Source organism: Clostridium sp. CF012 (genome assembly GCF_018861755.1).
Classification (GTDB): domain Bacteria; phylum Bacillota; class Clostridia; order Clostridiales; family Clostridiaceae; genus Clostridium_AD.
Map to the genome: position 1 here is coordinate 31606 of NZ_JAHLEF010000026.1, position 17078 is coordinate 48683.

At 31.9% G+C, this 17078-nt stretch carries 16 protein-coding genes; all 16 read right to left on the reverse strand.

Annotation, left to right across the window (positions count from 1 at the left end; all coding sequences use genetic code 11):
- Positions 1 to 50: 50 nt before the first annotated feature.
- The 16 genes from rpmA to mreD all read right to left on the reverse strand — a co-directional run bounded on the left by rpmA (position 51) and on the right by mreD (position 17073).
- Positions 51 to 362 (reverse strand): 50S ribosomal protein L27, encoded by a 312-nt coding sequence (gene rpmA, locus KPL50_RS18765; protein ID WP_216300076.1) that lies wholly within the window; start codon positions 360 to 362, stop codon positions 51 to 53.
- A gap of 4 nt (positions 363 to 366) precedes the next feature.
- Positions 367 to 699 (reverse strand): ribosomal-processing cysteine protease Prp, encoded by a 333-nt coding sequence (locus KPL50_RS18770; protein ID WP_216300077.1) that lies wholly within the window; start codon positions 697 to 699, stop codon positions 367 to 369.
- A gap of 2 nt (positions 700 to 701) precedes the next feature.
- On the reverse strand, positions 702 to 1013 hold the full coding sequence (rplU, locus tag KPL50_RS18775; protein WP_216300078.1) for a 50S ribosomal protein L21: 312 nt from the start codon (positions 1011 to 1013) through the stop codon (positions 702 to 704).
- A gap of 148 nt (positions 1014 to 1161) precedes the next feature.
- On the reverse strand, positions 1162 to 2604 hold the full coding sequence (locus KPL50_RS18780) for a ribonuclease E/G (protein WP_216300079.1): 1443 nt from the start codon (positions 2602 to 2604) through the stop codon (positions 1162 to 1164).
- Positions 2605 to 2625: 21 nt separating this feature from the next.
- On the reverse strand, positions 2626 to 3363 hold the full coding sequence (locus tag KPL50_RS18785; protein ID WP_216300080.1) for a TIGR03936 family radical SAM-associated protein: 738 nt from the start codon (positions 3361 to 3363) through the stop codon (positions 2626 to 2628).
- On the reverse strand, positions 3314 to 5167 hold the full coding sequence (locus KPL50_RS18790) for a TIGR03960 family B12-binding radical SAM protein (protein ID WP_216300081.1): 1854 nt from the start codon (positions 5165 to 5167) through the stop codon (positions 3314 to 3316). Before KPL50_RS18790 ends, KPL50_RS18785 begins: the two co-directional genes overlap by 50 nt.
- Positions 5168 to 5375: 208 nt before the next feature.
- The gene (locus KPL50_RS18795; RefSeq protein ID WP_216300082.1) at positions 5376 to 6236 is read right to left on the reverse strand and encodes a M50 family metallopeptidase; all 861 of its coding nucleotides are present in this window, start codon (positions 6234 to 6236) and stop codon (positions 5376 to 5378) included.
- A 70-nt stretch (positions 6237 to 6306) separates the two neighbouring features.
- A complete protein-coding gene (locus tag KPL50_RS18800) occupies positions 6307 to 6693 on the reverse strand; it encodes a hypothetical protein (protein WP_216300083.1) in 387 nt (128 codons plus the stop codon).
- A 152-nt stretch (positions 6694 to 6845) separates the two neighbouring features.
- On the reverse strand, positions 6846 to 7217 hold the full coding sequence (locus KPL50_RS18805; protein ID WP_216300084.1) for a methylglyoxal synthase: 372 nt from the start codon (positions 7215 to 7217) through the stop codon (positions 6846 to 6848).
- A 52-nt stretch (positions 7218 to 7269) separates the two neighbouring features.
- Positions 7270 to 8388 (reverse strand): rod shape-determining protein RodA, encoded by a 1119-nt coding sequence (gene rodA / locus KPL50_RS18810; protein ID WP_216300085.1) that lies wholly within the window; start codon positions 8386 to 8388, stop codon positions 7270 to 7272.
- A gap of 92 nt (positions 8389 to 8480) precedes the next feature.
- Positions 8481 to 8744, reverse strand: coding sequence for a cell division topological specificity factor MinE (minE, locus tag KPL50_RS18815; RefSeq protein ID WP_216300086.1), 264 nt, complete (start codon positions 8742 to 8744; stop codon positions 8481 to 8483).
- Positions 8745 to 8757: 13 nt separating this feature from the next.
- On the reverse strand, positions 8758 to 9564 hold the full coding sequence (gene minD / locus KPL50_RS18820; protein ID WP_216300087.1) for a septum site-determining protein MinD: 807 nt from the start codon (positions 9562 to 9564) through the stop codon (positions 8758 to 8760).
- Positions 9565 to 9578: 14 nt separating this feature from the next.
- Complete coding sequence (gene minC, locus KPL50_RS18825; protein ID WP_216300107.1) at positions 9579 to 10211, reverse strand: septum site-determining protein MinC; 633 nt, start codon at positions 10209 to 10211, stop codon at positions 9579 to 9581.
- Positions 10212 to 10562: 351 nt separating this feature from the next.
- On the reverse strand, positions 10563 to 13433 hold the full coding sequence (locus KPL50_RS18830) for a penicillin-binding transpeptidase domain-containing protein (RefSeq protein ID WP_309245196.1): 2871 nt from the start codon (positions 13431 to 13433) through the stop codon (positions 10563 to 10565).
- Between the two features lie 232 nt (positions 13434 to 13665).
- Positions 13666 to 16530: a penicillin-binding transpeptidase domain-containing protein gene (locus tag KPL50_RS18835; protein ID WP_216300088.1), complete on the reverse strand. Its 2865-nt coding sequence runs from the start codon at positions 16528 to 16530 to the stop codon at positions 13666 to 13668.
- Positions 16531 to 16581: 51 nt separating this feature from the next.
- Positions 16582 to 17073 carry a rod shape-determining protein MreD gene (mreD, locus tag KPL50_RS18840; protein ID WP_216300089.1) on the reverse strand — a complete coding sequence of 164 codons (492 nt, stop codon included), beginning with the start codon at positions 17071 to 17073 and terminating at the stop codon, positions 16582 to 16584.
- Positions 17074 to 17078: the final 5 nt, after the last annotated feature.

A 17078-nucleotide genomic window follows, 5' to 3' on the forward strand; every position in this document is an offset into this window, starting at 1 on the left:
TATCCTCCGAAAGAGAATTTTAAAAAAGCACCCTTTAAGGGTGCCTTAAACTATTCAGCCATTGCAATTGCTTCTACTTCTAAATCAACAGGATAAACGCTTGCTTTTTTCTTCATTTTTCCCATTCTTTCGAATTTAACAACTCCATCAACTTTAGCAAAAAGAGTGTCATCTCCACCTATTCCAACATTGTTTCCTGGATGGATTTTTGTTCCTCTTTGTCTTACTAAAATGTTTCCCGCAAGAACGAATTGTCCATCTGCACGTTTAGTCCCAAGTCTCTTAGATTCACTATCTCTACCGTTTCTTGAGCTACCTACTCCTTTTTTGTGAGCAAATAACTGAAGGTTCATAACTAGCATAGTATTACACCTCCTCTGTTTCTACTTTTATATATTTACCATAAGTAATTTCTATACTTTTAAGTCCAAGTATCATTGTTTCTAGTAAAACTTGACATCTTTCAACATCTTCCAAAGTTTGATTTTCTAAATTTAAATTTAGAAATCCATCCTCTATACAATACTTTACCTTAATTTTCAAAACTTCCTCAATCCCAATTACTGTAGTTTGAGAAATTGCTGAAATAGCAGAACAAATTAAATCTACATCTAACTGTTCTTCCTTTGGCATAGCATGACCTTTTATTTTAAAAGAAACTATTTCACCTTTTCTTCGAACAAATTCAACTTTTACCATAATTAAGCTTCAATCTTCTCGATTTGAATCTTAGTATATGATTGCCTATGTCCTTGTTTCTTTCTGTAATCTAACTTTCTCTTAAACTTGAAAACTATAATCTTTTTAGCTTTTCCTTGTGCTAATACTTTAGCAACAACTTTAGCTCCAGCAACTAGAGGTTTCCCAATTACTAAACCATCTTCCTTGCCTACTGCAAGAATCTCATTTAATTCAACTGTTGTCTCAACTTCAGCATTCAATTTTTCAACGAATAAAACGTCTCCTTCTTGAACTCTGTATTGTTTTCCACCAGTAAGTACTACTGCGTACATAAAATACACCTCCTTGATCCAGTCTCGCCATCTCAGGTACATACTTATATGTAAATTTATTTCTCAATAAGTGAGTATGTTTTATAACCTTATGTGGGCGGTCTACAAAAGGTATTTTAACATATATCTATATGTTTGTAAAGCATATTTAACCATATATCTTATATGTTTGCAAATTCCTTATTTGATTTGCAAAAATTAGCGATTCAACTTTGAATTTTTCTAAATGAATTATAAAATTCACATAAACACTATTTTCTAGTGCTCCTATAAGCCTTACAAACTCTAAAACGTCTTCCATAATATCCTTTTGATAAACTTCGTCAATTTCTATATATATATCTTTTATGCCCTGTTCCTTATGAATCTTAAAAATTTCATTTTTTATCAAAAATTGAATATAGGATAATTTAACTCTACTACTTTTACCAAAGCAATGCTTGCAAGGTTCCTCAATAAACTCGTATATAGACTTTCCGCGCCTACGTCTTGCAATTTGAACTAGATTCAGCTGCGTAAAGGGATAAATTACAGTCTTATTCTTATCATCTGCAAATCCTACTCTTAAAGTATCTAATATACTTCTCCTCACCTCTAAATCCTCAATATCAATAAAGTCTATTATAATAATTCCACTTAAATTTCGGAGTCTTATTTGTCTTGCAATCTCTTCTGCTGCCTCAATATCAGTGCTTTGTGCAGTCTTTTGTAGCGAACGACCCTTTACATTCTTTCCAGAATTAACATCAATTACATACATTGCCTCAGTTTTATCAATTACAATATTCCCACCACATTTTAATGTTATCCTATGATTTCTAAGACTCAGTATTTCTTTTTCTATTCCATAATAATCGAATAGCATTCTACTTTCATTATGAAGCTCTACTTTTACTGAAATATCTTTTCGATGCTCTGTAAATTTTTTTGCATATTCAAAATCAATTTCATTGTTTAATACTATTTTAAAAGTATTTTTGTCTAAAATATCACGTAGCGTTCTGTTTAAAGCTCCTGCATCACTAAATAACAAAATAGGGTTTCTTGAGTACTGCGCCTGTTTTATAATTCCCTTGTATATTTCATATAATTCTTCAACTTCATCATTTAGAATACTAAGGTCTACATCTACGGCATTAGTCCTAATCATAACCCCTATATCCTCAGGTTTATTTAATCCACTTGCCACCATATCTTCAAAATAACTATTGTTTATTTTTTTAGAAAAACTTATGTCTTTATTCATGTTTCCAACCACGCAGTAAACCCCTGCAATGCCAAAAGCACTAGTAACTTTTGCTCCTTTTTTATCTATTCCTTCTTTTAAAACTTCAACTATAATTTCGTCGCCTTTTTTTATCTTTGTATTATTAAATCTTTCATCTAAATACATATAACAATCTTTATCGTGCCCAATATCTATAAAAGCACACTTAATTGCTGGAACAATATTTTTCACTACCCCCTTATATATTTCTCCGGGGATTGGACCACTTGAATCCTCTTCTATGAAGCATTCCTTTAGTTTGTTATTTTCTTTTATGGCTATCCTTAGAAATTCTTCTTGTCTTTCAATATATATTTCTTTCACTTTAACCCAGCTCCTGTTTTACTAATTTTTAAAAAACTCGCTAAGAGTGACTAATTTATCGTCTTTAGTTGCAAACATTTCTTCCCTTTGTATATCAACAAAAGCCTCTTTATTGATATCTTTAAAATTTCCCTTAATATAATCTGCAAGTAGCTGTGCAGATAGATTATTACGACTTCCACAAGCGATAAGTGCCCTTATAATAAGTATAGATCCATCTATCTCATATTCAAATTTATACACTAAGGGTTTTATATTAACCATTTTTTCTCCACTTTTACTCTTTTTAATAATATTCCACTCATCCTTACTAGAAAGACCTTTTAATATTTCTATTACTTTCTCTTCCTGAGTGAATTTTAGTTTGATTATATATTTCGCAGCATCTATAATTGCCATAGCCTGTGATTGCTTTTTCCCCTCAACAGGAATTATATTAACCACATCTAAAATTTTAATTCCCCTGGGCGAGTTTTCATTCATTTTATCCATAATATATTTTTCTTCTAACTCACAATTTAAAACTACATCCATGTATTCTCCACTAGAATGTGTTCCTACAGACAATGGCTGAGCAATGGACACTGCCATATGAGGATTAAACCCTTTTGAATACTCAATTGGGAGTTCTGATCTTTTAATTATTTTTTGTAGGGTTCTCATCAAATCTAAGTGAGCGATAAATTTAATCTCACTGTCTTTACTATACTTAATTAGATAACGCACTATGGAAACACGTCCCTTCTTTAAAATTAACATTAACACCACAGTCTGTGCAACCTAGTTTACAATTTTGTGTTAATTCTGCTTTTTTAGCTTTTTCATTTTCTAAAATTAAGTATTCCTTATTCACACCAATATCTATGAAATCCCATGGAAGTATCTCGTCGTAACTTCTCTCTCTGTAAGCATAGAAGCTGCCGTCAACCCCGCATTCTTCCATAGCCTCTTGCCATAATTCAAATTTGAAATGTTCAGACCAACCATCAAATTTAGCGCCCTTTTCAAACGCCTTTATTATAACATCACAAATTCTTCTGTCTCCTCTAGCAATAACTGCCTCTAGGTATGAAACTATAGATTCATGATAGTTATACGTAACTGCCTTACTTGTTATAGCATACTTAACTGCTTTAATTTTTTCTACTACCTCATCCATGGTGCTTTGAGGTGCCCATTGGAAAGGTGTAAATGGTTTTGGTACAAATATAGCAGAACTTGTAGTAACCCTTAGGCCTCTTTTTCTTACTTCTTTAGGAATTTTAAAGTATTCTCCTGCAACCTTGTCTGATAACTCTGCAATACCACGTACATCTTCCATAGTTTCATAAGGAAGCCCCACCATAAAGTAAAGCTTTATGGTTGACCAACCGGAAGCAAATACGCTACTAGCTGCTTCTAATATTTTCTCTTCTGTAACACCCTTGTTTATAATATCTCTCATTCTTTGGGTTCCTGCTTCTGGTGCGAAAGTTAAGCCAGTTTTTCTTGCCTTTTGTATTTGATTTATTAAATCCACAGAAAAAGAATCTATTCTAATGGAAGGCAAAGATACGCTGAGGTGGTTTTCTTTGTTTTTTTCCATAAGAGTAGCTATAAGGTTATGTATATCTGAATAATCACAAATACTCAGTGAACTTAGTGATATTTCTCTATATCCTGTACTTTTCAATAATTTATCTGCTGCCTCTACAAGGGTATCCGTAGTTTTTTCTCTTACTGGTCTATATATCATGCCCGCTTGGCAAAATCTACATCCATTGGTGCACCCTCTAAAGGTCTCGAGTATTACTCTATCATGTACTATTTCAATATATGGAACTACCATTTCTTCTGGATAGGCAACCTTATTAAAATCTGCTACGAACCTTTTCACAACGCGATTTGGAACATCTGGGTATTTAGGCTTAAATTCACGAATAGTATTGTCCTCATTATAAGATACCTCATATAAGGAAGGCACATATATTCCTCTAATTTTAGATATCTCTCTTAGAAATTCACTTTTCTTACCTTTGCCTTTATACTTTTTATAAACATCTATCACGTCATTCATTATTTCTTCGCCTTCACCAATCTCAAAGAAATCCACTATATCATGTAGCGGTTCAGGATTATAAGCACAAGGACCTCCAGCCATTATGATAGGTTCATCTTCACCTCTCTTTGAGGCTCTTATAGTTATACCTGACATATCTAGCATGTTAAGTATATTAGTGTAACTCATCTCATATTGAAGAGTAAACCCTAAAAAATCGAATTCATTTAGTGAATCCTTGCTCTCTAGTGCATAAAGTGCTATATTATTTTCTCTCATTTCTTTTTCCATGTCTGGCCAAGGAGCAAAAACTCGCTCGCAATAGGTATCAGTCCTAGAATTTAACACATGGTAAAGTATTCTACTTCCTAAATGGGACATGCCCACTTCATATACATCTGGAAAGCAAAAAGCAAATCTTATATCCACACTTTCTATATCTTTATAACAACAATTAAGTTCTCCGCCTACATATCTGGCAGGCTTTTCAACTTTAAATAAAATATCATCAGAAATTTTGTTCATAGAAATCCCTCCTGGTTTTTTCACTAAGGCAGCTAATAATTGCAGCTTTTATCTACCTTACCTTTCTTACATTATTATATTTTAACACATGAAAGTTAAATCTCAAAATGAAAAATAATTCTATTCATCTCAAATAAACGAACACGTCAAAAAATACCAGTCTATTAAAGGCTGGTATTTTCACTAGTTATTTTTTTAAGCTACCATTTTATAATGTATTTTTTACTTTCTTAATATCAATATACTCCTGCAAGCTTACATTACCATAATCTTTTATTGCCTGAATTATTTCCTCTTCATACAGAACTTCTATCACACTCATATTTTCATCGAGTACCGTAAATACATTATATTTATTCTTATCAACCATTCCCAGTGCCGATAATAAATCCTTCTTACAAAAAATAGATATACTTCTATTCTCTATATACCCTCTCTTTATAAATCTGTATCTTTTCTTGATAATATAACCCATAATCAAATATACTATCCTTTCCTTCTCTTTAATTGAAGATATTAAAATGAATATAGAAATTAAGCCTAAATTGAAATTACTTTTATTCGCTGCAACACTTACAAAATATATAAACATGAAAATAATTCCGAGGACCATACTAACCCTAACAGAAATTTCATGAGCCTTTCTATATATAGTTTTAGTACTAAGTATATCCCTAAGCACCCTGCCACCATCCAGGGGAAAGGCTGGGATAAGATTAAAAATACCTATAGCTAAATTGCTGTTACATATTAAATGCAAATAAGGTCTACTAAACAGTATAAATAAGACATAAAAAATAGCTGCGAGTAATAAGTTTAATAAGGGCCCTGATAATGAAATTATTATATCTTCTTTTGGGCTTGCTTCATCTAAATCCTTCACCTTAAGTACTGCTCCTATAGGAAGTATTTCTATGTCAAAACCCGAAAAACCTAAAATTCTGGCCGTCAAATAATGCATTAGCTCATGAATGAACACTAGAATAAAAGCAATTATAATTTCCCCTTTAAACCCTAATATTAACAATAAGATAATGTACGGCAGAAATAACTTACTTATTCTTACCATTAATATCCCCCATAGTAATTACTATAATTGCTGAATAAAAAATAAGCTTCACTATAAATTATTAAAATCCTTAAAGCCCGATATTTTTATCAGTTACCTCATATTCACTGGAAATTGTGCTTTTAATCTTTTCTATAAAATTTACTGTAATTATTTCTATATCCTTTACTTTAAAACCCTTAGCTTTAACTATTAATGTACTATAGTCATATTTTTTGTTTATTGCCTCCTTAGTATAATTATAAGCACTTTGAGTTGTAGTATTAACAACCACTTTGCAAAATATTACAAAAATAAACAATATAAGTACCCCAGTAAGTTCCCTAGTTAATCTCTTTATATAAAAATTCCATATTCTACTTTGTCCCATACTTTCACTAGCAAAATTATTTGTGCCCCTCTGTTTTTTAGCCAAATTATTATAATAGCTTTGATACTGCGTATTATAATTACCCATTTTATCCCCCTCATGCATTCTTTTACTATCTATATATATTTGAAATTATCCATTTATATTACATATAATAAATAAAAAGATAAGTATATATTTATTATATAAAAAAATAGCAAGCACTGTAAAATATACAGTGCTTGCTATTTTATGTTGCTTTATTCACGATTTCTTAAACTTCTCATCAAAACTTCCGCGGTACCTAAATTTGTGGCAAGTGGAACACAATGAACATCACATAGCCTAAGAAGTGCTGAAATATCTGGCTCGTGTGGTTGTACAGTAAGTGGATCTCTAAAGAAAATTATCATGTCCATTTCCCCTTGTGCTAGCTTTGCGCCTATTTGCTGGTCGCCTCCTAAGGGTCCGGATAAAAACCTGCTAACGGGAAGTCCCACTTTTTCAGTTATTAATTTCCCTGTTGTTCCTGTTCCATATAATTCATGTTGGATTAGTGTATCCTTGTAACGATTTGCGAAGTCAATAATATCATCCTTTTTTTTATCATGTGCTATTAGTGCTATTCTCATATTTTCCTCCTTTGAAATGTCGTTAAATCATGTTCTGCGAAGCTGCATAGCTCTAAAAGTTTATTTTCTTTTTCCTCATGCCAACATTCAGTACTAGTCCAAGTGACATAAAAGCTGTTAAAAGCGAACTTCCACCATAACTCATAAATGGCAAAGTTATTCCTGTAATAGGCATCAGTCCCATGGTCATACCTATGTTTTGCATTATTGAAAATAATAAATTAGAAATAAATCCTACACATATTACAGTTCCAAAAATATCTTTCGAATTTTTTGCAATCTTTATTAATCGATATATAAGTAATCCATATAAAAGTATCAAAAGTAATGCGCCAATAAGTCCCCATTCTTCTCCGAGTACTGCAAAAATAAAATCTGTATGATTTTCTGGCACAGAATTAAATTGAACCCCTTTCCCAAAACCTCGTCCTAGTATTCCACCTGAGCCTAAAGCTAGTTTTGATTGAATAAGCTGAAGCCCATAGGTTAACTCAGATTGCTCAGGATGTAGAAAAGATGTGAGTCGTCCCTTCCAGTAAGTCTTCATAATTGGAGAATTCCATAGACCTACAATTAAAATCATGATTGTAGTTATTCCTCCAATTATTATTTTGGAATCTAGCCCTATACAATAAAATATTCCTAGTACTATGAAAAAGCTAACCATAGTCATTCCCATATCCGGCTGAATAATAATTAATAGCATTGGCACTGCCGCATAAAATATTAATGTAAATAAATTTTTAGGGTCATTAATTTTACCTTCCATGTCATCTAGCTTCTTAGCCAACATTATTATCATACCAATTTTAGCAAATTCTGAAGGTTGTATGGCGATACTGCCAATTTTTATCCAAGAATTTGCACCATTGGTAAGAGTTTTAAAAACAAAATCTCCAATTACTAGCAAAAAAACCCCTGCCCAATATATTATCACCGCGTAATTTTTAATTAAAATATAATCAAATATCAAAAGAAGATATACTGCAATAATACCTAATATCATCCACGCAATTTGCAATCTAGGGTAGTAAATTCCATAGTCTTTACCGGTGGCACTATAAATACTTAATGCTCCAAAAATCACTATACAAATTGCAAATATAAGTACACTAAAATCCAATTCTCTTAAAAGTTTTTTATTAAGCTTTAGGTTCTGTAAACTCTTCATGCTTTGACCTACCTCCATCTCAAATATGATTATATCATATTACGAAAAAAAAGCTATGCATAAGTTGTTAATTATACATAGCCTTTGATACCTTATCTCTTTATTTTTCTAATAGGAATACTAGCGATTAGTGCTGGTGAACTTCCTTCATATTCTTCCGTTGTTGTTAATTTAACTTCAATTTCCCCGGTTTCTACTTCAGCGTATTTTGATATTACCTTTAATATGTCAGCTTTAATCATTTCTAAAAAATCAGGCGAAAAGTCTGCTCTATCATGTATTAAAATCAGCTTTAACCTATCGTTTGCAATATCCTTTGAGAAAACCTTGCTAGAAAACAATTTAAATAAATTCATTAGACTCCCTCCCCTATATCCCTTTAAATATTTTTTTAAGAGAAGCAAAGAATCCCATCTCACTACGTGATGATCCATCTAATGTAGCGTAAGATACTTCCTCTCCCATTATTCTTCTAGCGATGTTTTTAAAAGCTAGACCTGCCAAAGACTTTTCATCTAAAACAATTGGCTCACCTTTATTAGTTGAAATCGTAACCTTCCTATCATCTGGAACAATTCCTATTAATTTAATTGCTAGACACTCTATAATGTCATCAACAGACAACATATCTCCACTTTTTGTCATTTCATAGTTTATTCTATTTATTATAACTTCATGTCTATCTAATCCCTTAGAATCTAACTTTCCTATTACCCTATCTGCATCTCTAATTGAAGTTAGCTCTGGATTAACTACTATAATAGCTCTATCAGCCCCCACTATTGCATTCTCAAAGCCTTGTTCAATACCTGCAGGACAGTCTATTATAACGTAATCAAACTCTTCTTTTAACTCATTTACTACCATTAGCATATCTTTTATATTAACATCATTTTTATCTCTAGTTTGAGCTGTTGGCATTAAATATAAATTGCTAAATCTTTTATCTTTTATTAAGGCTTGCTTTAATCTGCATCTTTTTTCAATAACATCTACTAATGTAAATACCACTCTATTCTCAAGCCCCATTAATACATCGAGGTTTCGAAGCCCAGTGTCTCCATCAATAACTACTACTTTTTTGTCCATAGATGCAAGCGCTGTTCCAATATTCGCTGTAGTAGTAGTTTTACCTACACCACCCTTACCCGATGTTATGACTATAGCTTCTCCCATGTTCATTACCTCCATTAAATATATTTATTCTCTAAATAGGGTTCTACAATAATATTTCCATTTTTAATTTTAGCCACCTCAGGATATTGAGGCTTATCGGCATCCTCAGGGGACCTTGTTACAACACTTCCAATCTGGAGTATTTGAGGTTCTAGCTTCAATGCTGCAATTATAGCTTTTTCATTACCATTGGTGCCTGCATGAACGACTCCTCTTAAATTACCAAGAACAATTATATTTCCTGCTGCATATATTTCAGCTCCTGGGTTTACATCCCCAATTATAACTATATTACCAGGATAATTTATACTTTGTCCACTTCTTATGGTTTTTCTCAAAAACTTAGTTTTCCCCTCATATATGCCTGTAAAAAGTTTAACCGTGGATTCATCTTGATCCTGAAAAATGCAATCACTAATTAAAAATTCATCGAATAATATATCTTTTAATTTTATACTTTCTTTTTCATTTATGTATTTGAGTTCAGTAGTTATTTTCAAAGTACTTCCTTTGTAAAATTTCTTCCCTTGTGAAAGCTTCTTAACTAGAGCCTCCAACATATCGTCAAAATCGCAGAAATGATTCATATTTATAACTACATTTAATCCCTCTTTATTTCCCTTAATTATTATTTTATCTGTAACCATCATTTTAACCTCCTAGCTCTACTCTGGGGTTTATTGAGCATTCTAATAAATAACAATTCAGTATGCTATTTATTGAATGTTTCTAAAGCAATTATTAATTGTTCCATCCATAATTGTTCCATCCATATTTGAACCTAAGCTAATATTTCAACATATTATCAGTAAATTCCTGCTTAATTCCAATATAAATATATATTTTTTATTTTTTCACAATACTTTTACTATTTCAAGTAAAAACTCCTATTATTTTCATGTTATTACAGATGGGCTTTATATGTTTAATAATTAAATAAACTCTGATATATAAATATGTCAGAGTTTATTTAAAATTCACCACTCTTTATAATCTAACTAATCATGGCCATTGCCAGTTATAGAAGTATTTAAATCTATATTACTAGTTTTCTTATCTGGATCAACCATAAATTTATATTTAGGATCTTTTTTCAGTATTTCAGCTTTAAAATATTGCTCGTAAATTGCTTTTGCAACTGGAGCAACCCATCCACCATGACCGCCATCAAAGCCCACTACACAAACAGCTATTTCAGGTTTGTTATAGGGAGCAAATCCTATATAGTATCCATAGGAAGTCCTTCCTAGCGCAGATTGAGTAACATCATTAAAAGTAGCTGAACCTGTTTTCCCTCCACTTTGTATAAGGAAATGTCCAAAAGTATCAAATGCCGTACCATCTTTATCACTAGTAACTTCGAGCATTCCTTCTTTAATTACATCAATTGTATTAGCACTTACATTTGTTTTTTCTAAAACTACAGGCTTAGTTTGTTTAATTATCTTTCCATCCGGGTCTAAAATTTTATCCACCAAATGCAATTCATATCTATTTCCACCATTCACCATTGTAGCCATATAATTAGCTAACTGTAATGGTGTAAAAGCATCCTGGCCTTGGCCTATAGCTGCATAGTATGCATTTGCAGCAGAATTAATTTCAGAATTAGTATTATTTATTTCAGAATATATAGTTTCAGCCATAGCTCTGATATTTTCATCTGTGTAATTATTGTTTTTTAATACTTTGGAAGATTCAATAAGTCGCTTTATCTCAAGTTGCATGCTTTTTATAATTGAATCATAGGAACCTTTTACATCTTTTTTCATTTCTGTTTTAATAAAAGCGATAAACTTAACTTTGTTTTCATTTAATTTTTTAATTTCATCTATTTCTTTCTCAGTTCCACTTTCTTTTTGTGATTCAAGATCAAGTGGTTTTTTCATCTCTTGCAATTTGGAAACCAGATTACTTCTATAAATGTTCGCTAATCTTTCTTTGCTAGATTCATAATTATATACCTGACCAAAGTTTTCTGGTATCTCTATACCTGTAGCTGGCTTTTTATTACTATTTGGCTCTATTCCAAGACCAAATTTCCATGCATATTTTGCTAGTAGGTTTAACCCCGTTTTATTCTCTCCAGCATTTGCATAAAGTTTATCAGCTACATCATAAAAGTAATAATTACAAGATTCTCTCATTGCCATTTGAATATTAACCCATCCATGACCATAACCATGCTCATTATACCTCCAACATGCAGCTTTAAGAGATGAATAACGTGTATTGTATGGGCCATTATCGTTTACTCGACTCGTCTTGGATATAACGCCTTCTTCTAGTCCTGCAATAGCCGTCATTGGCTTAAAGACGGAACCAGGAGGTATTAGCGATTTAGTTGCATAATTAAAAGTTGCTTTCGGAAAAATATCATTATTGTCCTTCCGAATTGTAGTATTACCTTTTATGCTTTTATCTAAAGGGAACATATAATCAAGTAATATTTTCTCTCTTTCTTCTTTGGATTTTGCCCTATCATTTTCAGTTAGCACACCTTTATCAAAAATATCTGCTAACCCCCTTTTTTTAATATAGGCCAGTCCCATTTTATCTATGTTTGGATTTATATACAAATCATTCATTTCAGGAGTTAACCCTCCAGATACTGCAAACAGATTAGGATCATATCCAGGTCTACTTACTAGTGTTAGTATCTTACCCGTGTTAACTTCAGTTACAATCACTGCACCTCTATTTGCATTTGTTGTATCTACACTTTGCGCTGAGTTATTCCCTTCTTTTTGTAAATGCAGCAACACCGCATCTAAAGACTTTTCTGCAGCGTATTGCAAATTTTTATCTATATTAAGTTGTATTGTTTGCCCAGGATAGGTTTTAATCTCACCTAATGTCTTAACTTTCCGTCCTTGTTTATTAACTTCAATACTTTCTTGACCTTTAGTTCCCCTTAAATCATCTTCAAAAGCTGCCTCAATTCCTGAAGCACCTATATAATCTGTACTTACATCATAGCCTTGTTCCTCATACTTATCTTTGTCCCAAGGATTTATCTTAGAAATATATCCGAGGAAAGCTGACCCTAGTTCCTTATTCGGATAGACCCGAGTAGGCTCAGTTGTAATACTAACACCTGGTATTTCAGGTTGCACTTGTTCAAAAATACCAGCTGCATCTTTTGTTAAATTATTAGCGATAGTTACAGGCTTATATCCAAAATAACTCTGCATGTATAAAGTGTCCTTAACTAACATGTACCTACGGAGTAATTCTTTACTTTTAGAATCCACAATTTTGTCCATTCCATAATTTTTAATTAATCTATTAAAGACTTGCTCTGGGGTAATCTTTAAAAGAGCTATATCAACTTTTTTTTGCTGCTCAGGCTTTAAGTCTTCTTTCTTTTTATCATCATATAGCTTTCTAATAATTCCTTCATCAAAGCCTCTATCTTTTTTAAATCTAAGTTCTAACCACTCTTGTGCTGGTTTATCTAAGGTCTTAAAATCAAAACTATACTCTGTCTTTTCTTTATCTGAACTAGTCTTTACTTTAAGTAAAAAGTCATCTACCTGAAATCCCTTGTTAGCATCAAGAATTTTAAATACATTGTCCATAGTGGTAAAGAAACTTTTTTCACTTTCTTTTGTATTAGTAAATGTTAATATATAGCTTTGTTTACTTTCAGCCAATTTTTTACCATTTCTATCAATAATATCACCTCTTGGAGCTACTGTAGATGTTATCTTGTGATTTTGTTGATTTGCAGTTTGTTTATATTTCTCACCATTAATTATCTGCATATTTACTAATTTCAAGGTAATAGCAAAAAAAATCACAAACATAATAGCAATCAATATATTAAATCTAGAAAATTCATTGTATATTTTATTTTTCTTTCTCACTATTTCACCAACCCTTTAAAATCTTCTCAATAATTCAACTTAAGCTATTTCTTCTACATATTATAGGTAAATTCCTGCTTAATTTCAATAATAGTATATTTTTTTTATTTCCTATCATTATTTCTATTATTTGAGAATGAATTTAAATTGTTTTATATGACTACAAATAAATAAACTCTAACAAGTAAATTTGTTAGAGTTTATTTAAAATTCCTATTTATTTAAAATTTGACTAATCATGACCATTCCCTGTTGTCGTAGTAGGCAAATTTACATTACTTGTTTTCTTATCTGCATCATACATAAATTCATATTTAGGATCTAGCTTAAGTAATTCAGCTTTAAAGTACTGCTCATAGACAGCTTTTGCAACTGGTGCAACAAATCCACCATGCCCACCATCAAAAACCACTGCAGCAATAGCTATTTGAGGTTTGTCATAGGGAGCAAATCCTATATAGTAACCATAGGAAGTCCTTCCTAAAGCAGATTGAGTAACATCATTAAAAGTTGCCGAACCTGTTTTCCCTCCATTTGGAATTGGGAAATGTCCAAAAGTATCAAATGCCGTACCATCTTTATCACTAGTAACTTCGAGCATTCCTTCTTTGATAATCTTAGTTGTACTATCACTTATTCCAGCTTTTTCTAAAATTACAGGTTTAGTTTCTTTAATAACCTTTCCATCTGGATCTAAAAATTTATCAACTAAATGTAGTTCATATCTATTCCCGCCATTTACCATGGTAGAAACATAATTGGCGAGTTGTAAAGGTGTAAATGCATTAAACCCCTGCCCTATGGCTGCATAATATGCATTAGCAGCAGAATTAATTTCCACATTGGCATCACTTATTTCCGAATATATAAGCTCAGCCATAGCTCTGATATTTGTATCTGTATAGTTATTCTTTTTTAATGCTGGTGAAGCTTCAAAAAGTCCCTTTAGCGCAGCCTGCATACTTTTTATAATTGAATCATAGGAACCCTTCTTGTCTTTTTTCATTTCCGTCTTAATATTAGCAAGAAACGCACTTTTGTTTTTATTTGTTTTTTTAATTTCTTCAATTTCTTTACTTGTACCAATTTCCTTTTGTGAAACAAGGTCAAGAGGTTTTTTCGAATTTTGTAAAGATTCCACCAGACTACTCCTATGAATATTCGCTAATATTTCTTTACTTGATTCATAATTATATACCTGTCCAAAATTTTCTGGAATCTCAATACCTGTAGCTGGTTTTTTATTACTATTAGGTTCTATACCAAGACCGAATTTCCACGCATATTTTGCTAGTAAATCTAGCCCCGCTACTTTCTCTCCACCCTTTGCATAAAGTCTATCGGCAACATCATAAAAATAATAATTACAAGACTCTCTCATTGCCTTTTGAACATTTACCCATCCATGTGAACCATGACTATCATTCCATATCCAACAAGCAGCAGTAACTGATGGATATCGTTTATTGTATGGACCACTATCGTATACTTGATAATTTTCGTCTACAACGCCTTCTTCTAGCCCTGCAGCAGCTGTCACTGGTTTAAAGGTGGAACCAGGAGGTATTAAAGATTTAGTCGCATAATTGAAAGTTGCCTTTGGAAAAATATCATTATTATCCTTCCTAACTGTAGTATTACCTTTTATGCTTTTATCTAGCGGAAACATATAATCAAGTAGTATTTTTTCTCTTTCAGCTTTAGTCTTTTCAGCCAACTCTTTATCAGTTAACACACCTTTAATATTTGCTAACCCTCGTTTTTGAATATACTCAAGTCCCATTTTTCCTATGTTTGGATTTATATATAAATCATTCATTTCAGGAGTTAGTCCTCCGGATACCGCAAACAAATTAGGATCATATCCAGGTCTACTTGCCAGGGCTAATACCTTACCCGTATTAACATCCAGTACCACCACTGCACCTCTATTAGCATTGGTGGTATTAACATCTTTGCTTACTCCTTGTTTTTGTAAATTGAGCATCACAGCATCTAAAGATTTTTCTGCAGCGTATTGCATATTTTTATCTATATTGAGTTGTATTGTTTGCCCAGGATAAGTTTCAATTTCCCCTAGGGTGCTAACTTTACGCCCTTGTTTATTAACTGCAATACTTTCTTGCCCCTTAGTTCCTCTTAACACCTCTTCATAGGCTGCTTCAATTCCCGAAGTACCTATATAATCCGAACTTATATCATAGCCTTGTTCCTCATACTTATCGGTGTCCCAAGGATTTATTTTTGAAATATATCCGAGGAATGCTGACCCTAGATCCTTATTAGGATAGACTCTAATTGGTTGAGTTGTAATACTAACTCCTGGAATTTCAGGTTGCATTTGTTCAAAAATACCGGCAGCCGCAGGAGTTAAATTATTAGCTATAGTTATAGGTTTGTATCCCGAAAAACTCTGCATCTTTAACGTATCTTTCACTAACATATACCGTCTTAGTTCTTCTTTGCTTTTAGGATCTTTTATTTTGTCCATTCCATATTGTTTTATTAGTTCATTAAATACTTGCTCCGGAGTAATCTTTAAAAGCTCTACATCAACTTTTTTAAGTTGCTCAGCATTTAGATCATCTTTCTTCTTATCCTTATAAAGCTCTTTAATAACTTTATCCTCAAAGCCTCTATCTTTTTTAAATCTAAGCTCTATCCAATTCTGAGTTTCTTTATCCACGGTCTTACTAAAATCAAAACTATATTCTATACTTTTTTTATCAGCACTAGTCTTTACTTTAAGTAAAAACTCATCTACTTGAATTGCCTTGTTTTCATCAAGAATTTTAAATACCTTATCCATGGTGAGAAAGAAACTGTCTTCGCTCTCTTGGGTTTTAGTAAATGTTAATATATAGCTTTGTTTACTTTCAGCGAATTTCTTACCGTTCCTATCAATTATATCCCCTCTAGGAGCTACTGTTGATATTATCTTGTGATTTTGTTGATTTGCAGTTTCCCTATATAATTCACCATTAATTACCTGTATATTTATTAGTCTCCAAATGATGGAAGAAAAAATCAAAATCATAATTAAGACCAAAACATTAAACCTAGAAAACTCTTTCTTTTCTTTGTTTTTCTTACTCACTATTTCACCAACCTTTTAATCATCTTCAGTGCCTTTCCTTCTAAACTGCCCTTAAAATCTCCATTCTTTCTTCATGTATTCCTTTTGAGAAAGTCTATATACGAATTTATACATGAAAATAGAAACTACTAAATTATATATTCCATGATATAATACTGTATACATTTGAGTATATTGCTTTATCAAAAACATTATAGCAAATACCATTAAACCTTTTACTACACTTAACACAAATGATGATACTATTGGCAAAAGTGCCTTTTCGATAAATATACTCTTACCTATTTCAGCAGCTACAAGGCACATAAGCATATTGGTTAGCGTATTTATTCCAAACCCGTTCAAGAAATACAAATCCTGAAGTGCTCCAGTAAAAACTCCAATTATAACTGCGTCTTTTTGCGAACTAACTATAGAATAACACAGGGCAAAAGTAAATATTAAACTTGGATATGCACCATTTATCTTAAGTAAAGGCATCAAAGTATTATCTAATATTAGAAATAGAATAGATAAAAACACTAATGTTAATACTCTTTTCATAATAA

Excerpts from the sequence above, each read along its gene's own strand:
- KPL50_RS18795 (WP_216300082.1), bottom strand. The coding sequence starts at position 6,236 with ATGGTAAGAATAAGTAAGTTATTTCTGCCGTACATTATCTTATTGTTA.
- KPL50_RS18770 (WP_216300077.1), bottom strand. The coding sequence starts at position 699 with ATGGTAAAAGTTGAATTTGTTCGAAGAAAAGGTGAAATAGTTTCTTTT.
- KPL50_RS18790 (WP_216300081.1), bottom strand. The coding sequence starts at position 5,167 with ATGAACAAAATTTCTGATGATATTTTATTTAAAGTTGAAAAGCCTGCC.
- minE (WP_216300086.1), bottom strand. The coding sequence starts at position 8,744 with ATGAATTTATTTAAATTGTTTTCTAGCAAGGTTTTCTCAAAGGATATT.
- rpmA (WP_216300076.1), bottom strand. The coding sequence starts at position 362 with ATGCTAGTTATGAACCTTCAGTTATTTGCTCACAAAAAAGGAGTAGGT.
- mreD (WP_216300089.1), bottom strand. The coding sequence starts at position 17,073 with ATGAAAAGAGTATTAACATTAGTGTTTTTATCTATTCTATTTCTAATA.
- rodA (WP_216300085.1), bottom strand. The coding sequence starts at position 8,388 with ATGAAGAGTTTACAGAACCTAAAGCTTAATAAAAAACTTTTAAGAGAA.
- KPL50_RS18805 (WP_216300084.1), bottom strand. The coding sequence starts at position 7,217 with ATGAGAATAGCACTAATAGCACATGATAAAAAAAAGGATGATATTATT.
- minC (WP_216300107.1), bottom strand. The coding sequence starts at position 10,211 with ATGGTTACAGATAAAATAATAATTAAGGGAAATAAAGAGGGATTAAAT.
- rplU (WP_216300078.1), bottom strand. The coding sequence starts at position 1,013 with ATGTACGCAGTAGTACTTACTGGTGGAAAACAATACAGAGTTCAAGAA.
- minD (WP_216300087.1), bottom strand. The coding sequence starts at position 9,564 with ATGGGAGAAGCTATAGTCATAACATCGGGTAAGGGTGGTGTAGGTAAA.
- KPL50_RS18800 (WP_216300083.1), bottom strand. The coding sequence starts at position 6,693 with ATGGGTAATTATAATACGCAGTATCAAAGCTATTATAATAATTTGGCT.
- KPL50_RS18785 (WP_216300080.1), bottom strand. The coding sequence starts at position 3,363 with ATGTTAATTTTAAAGAAGGGACGTGTTTCCATAGTGCGTTATCTAATT.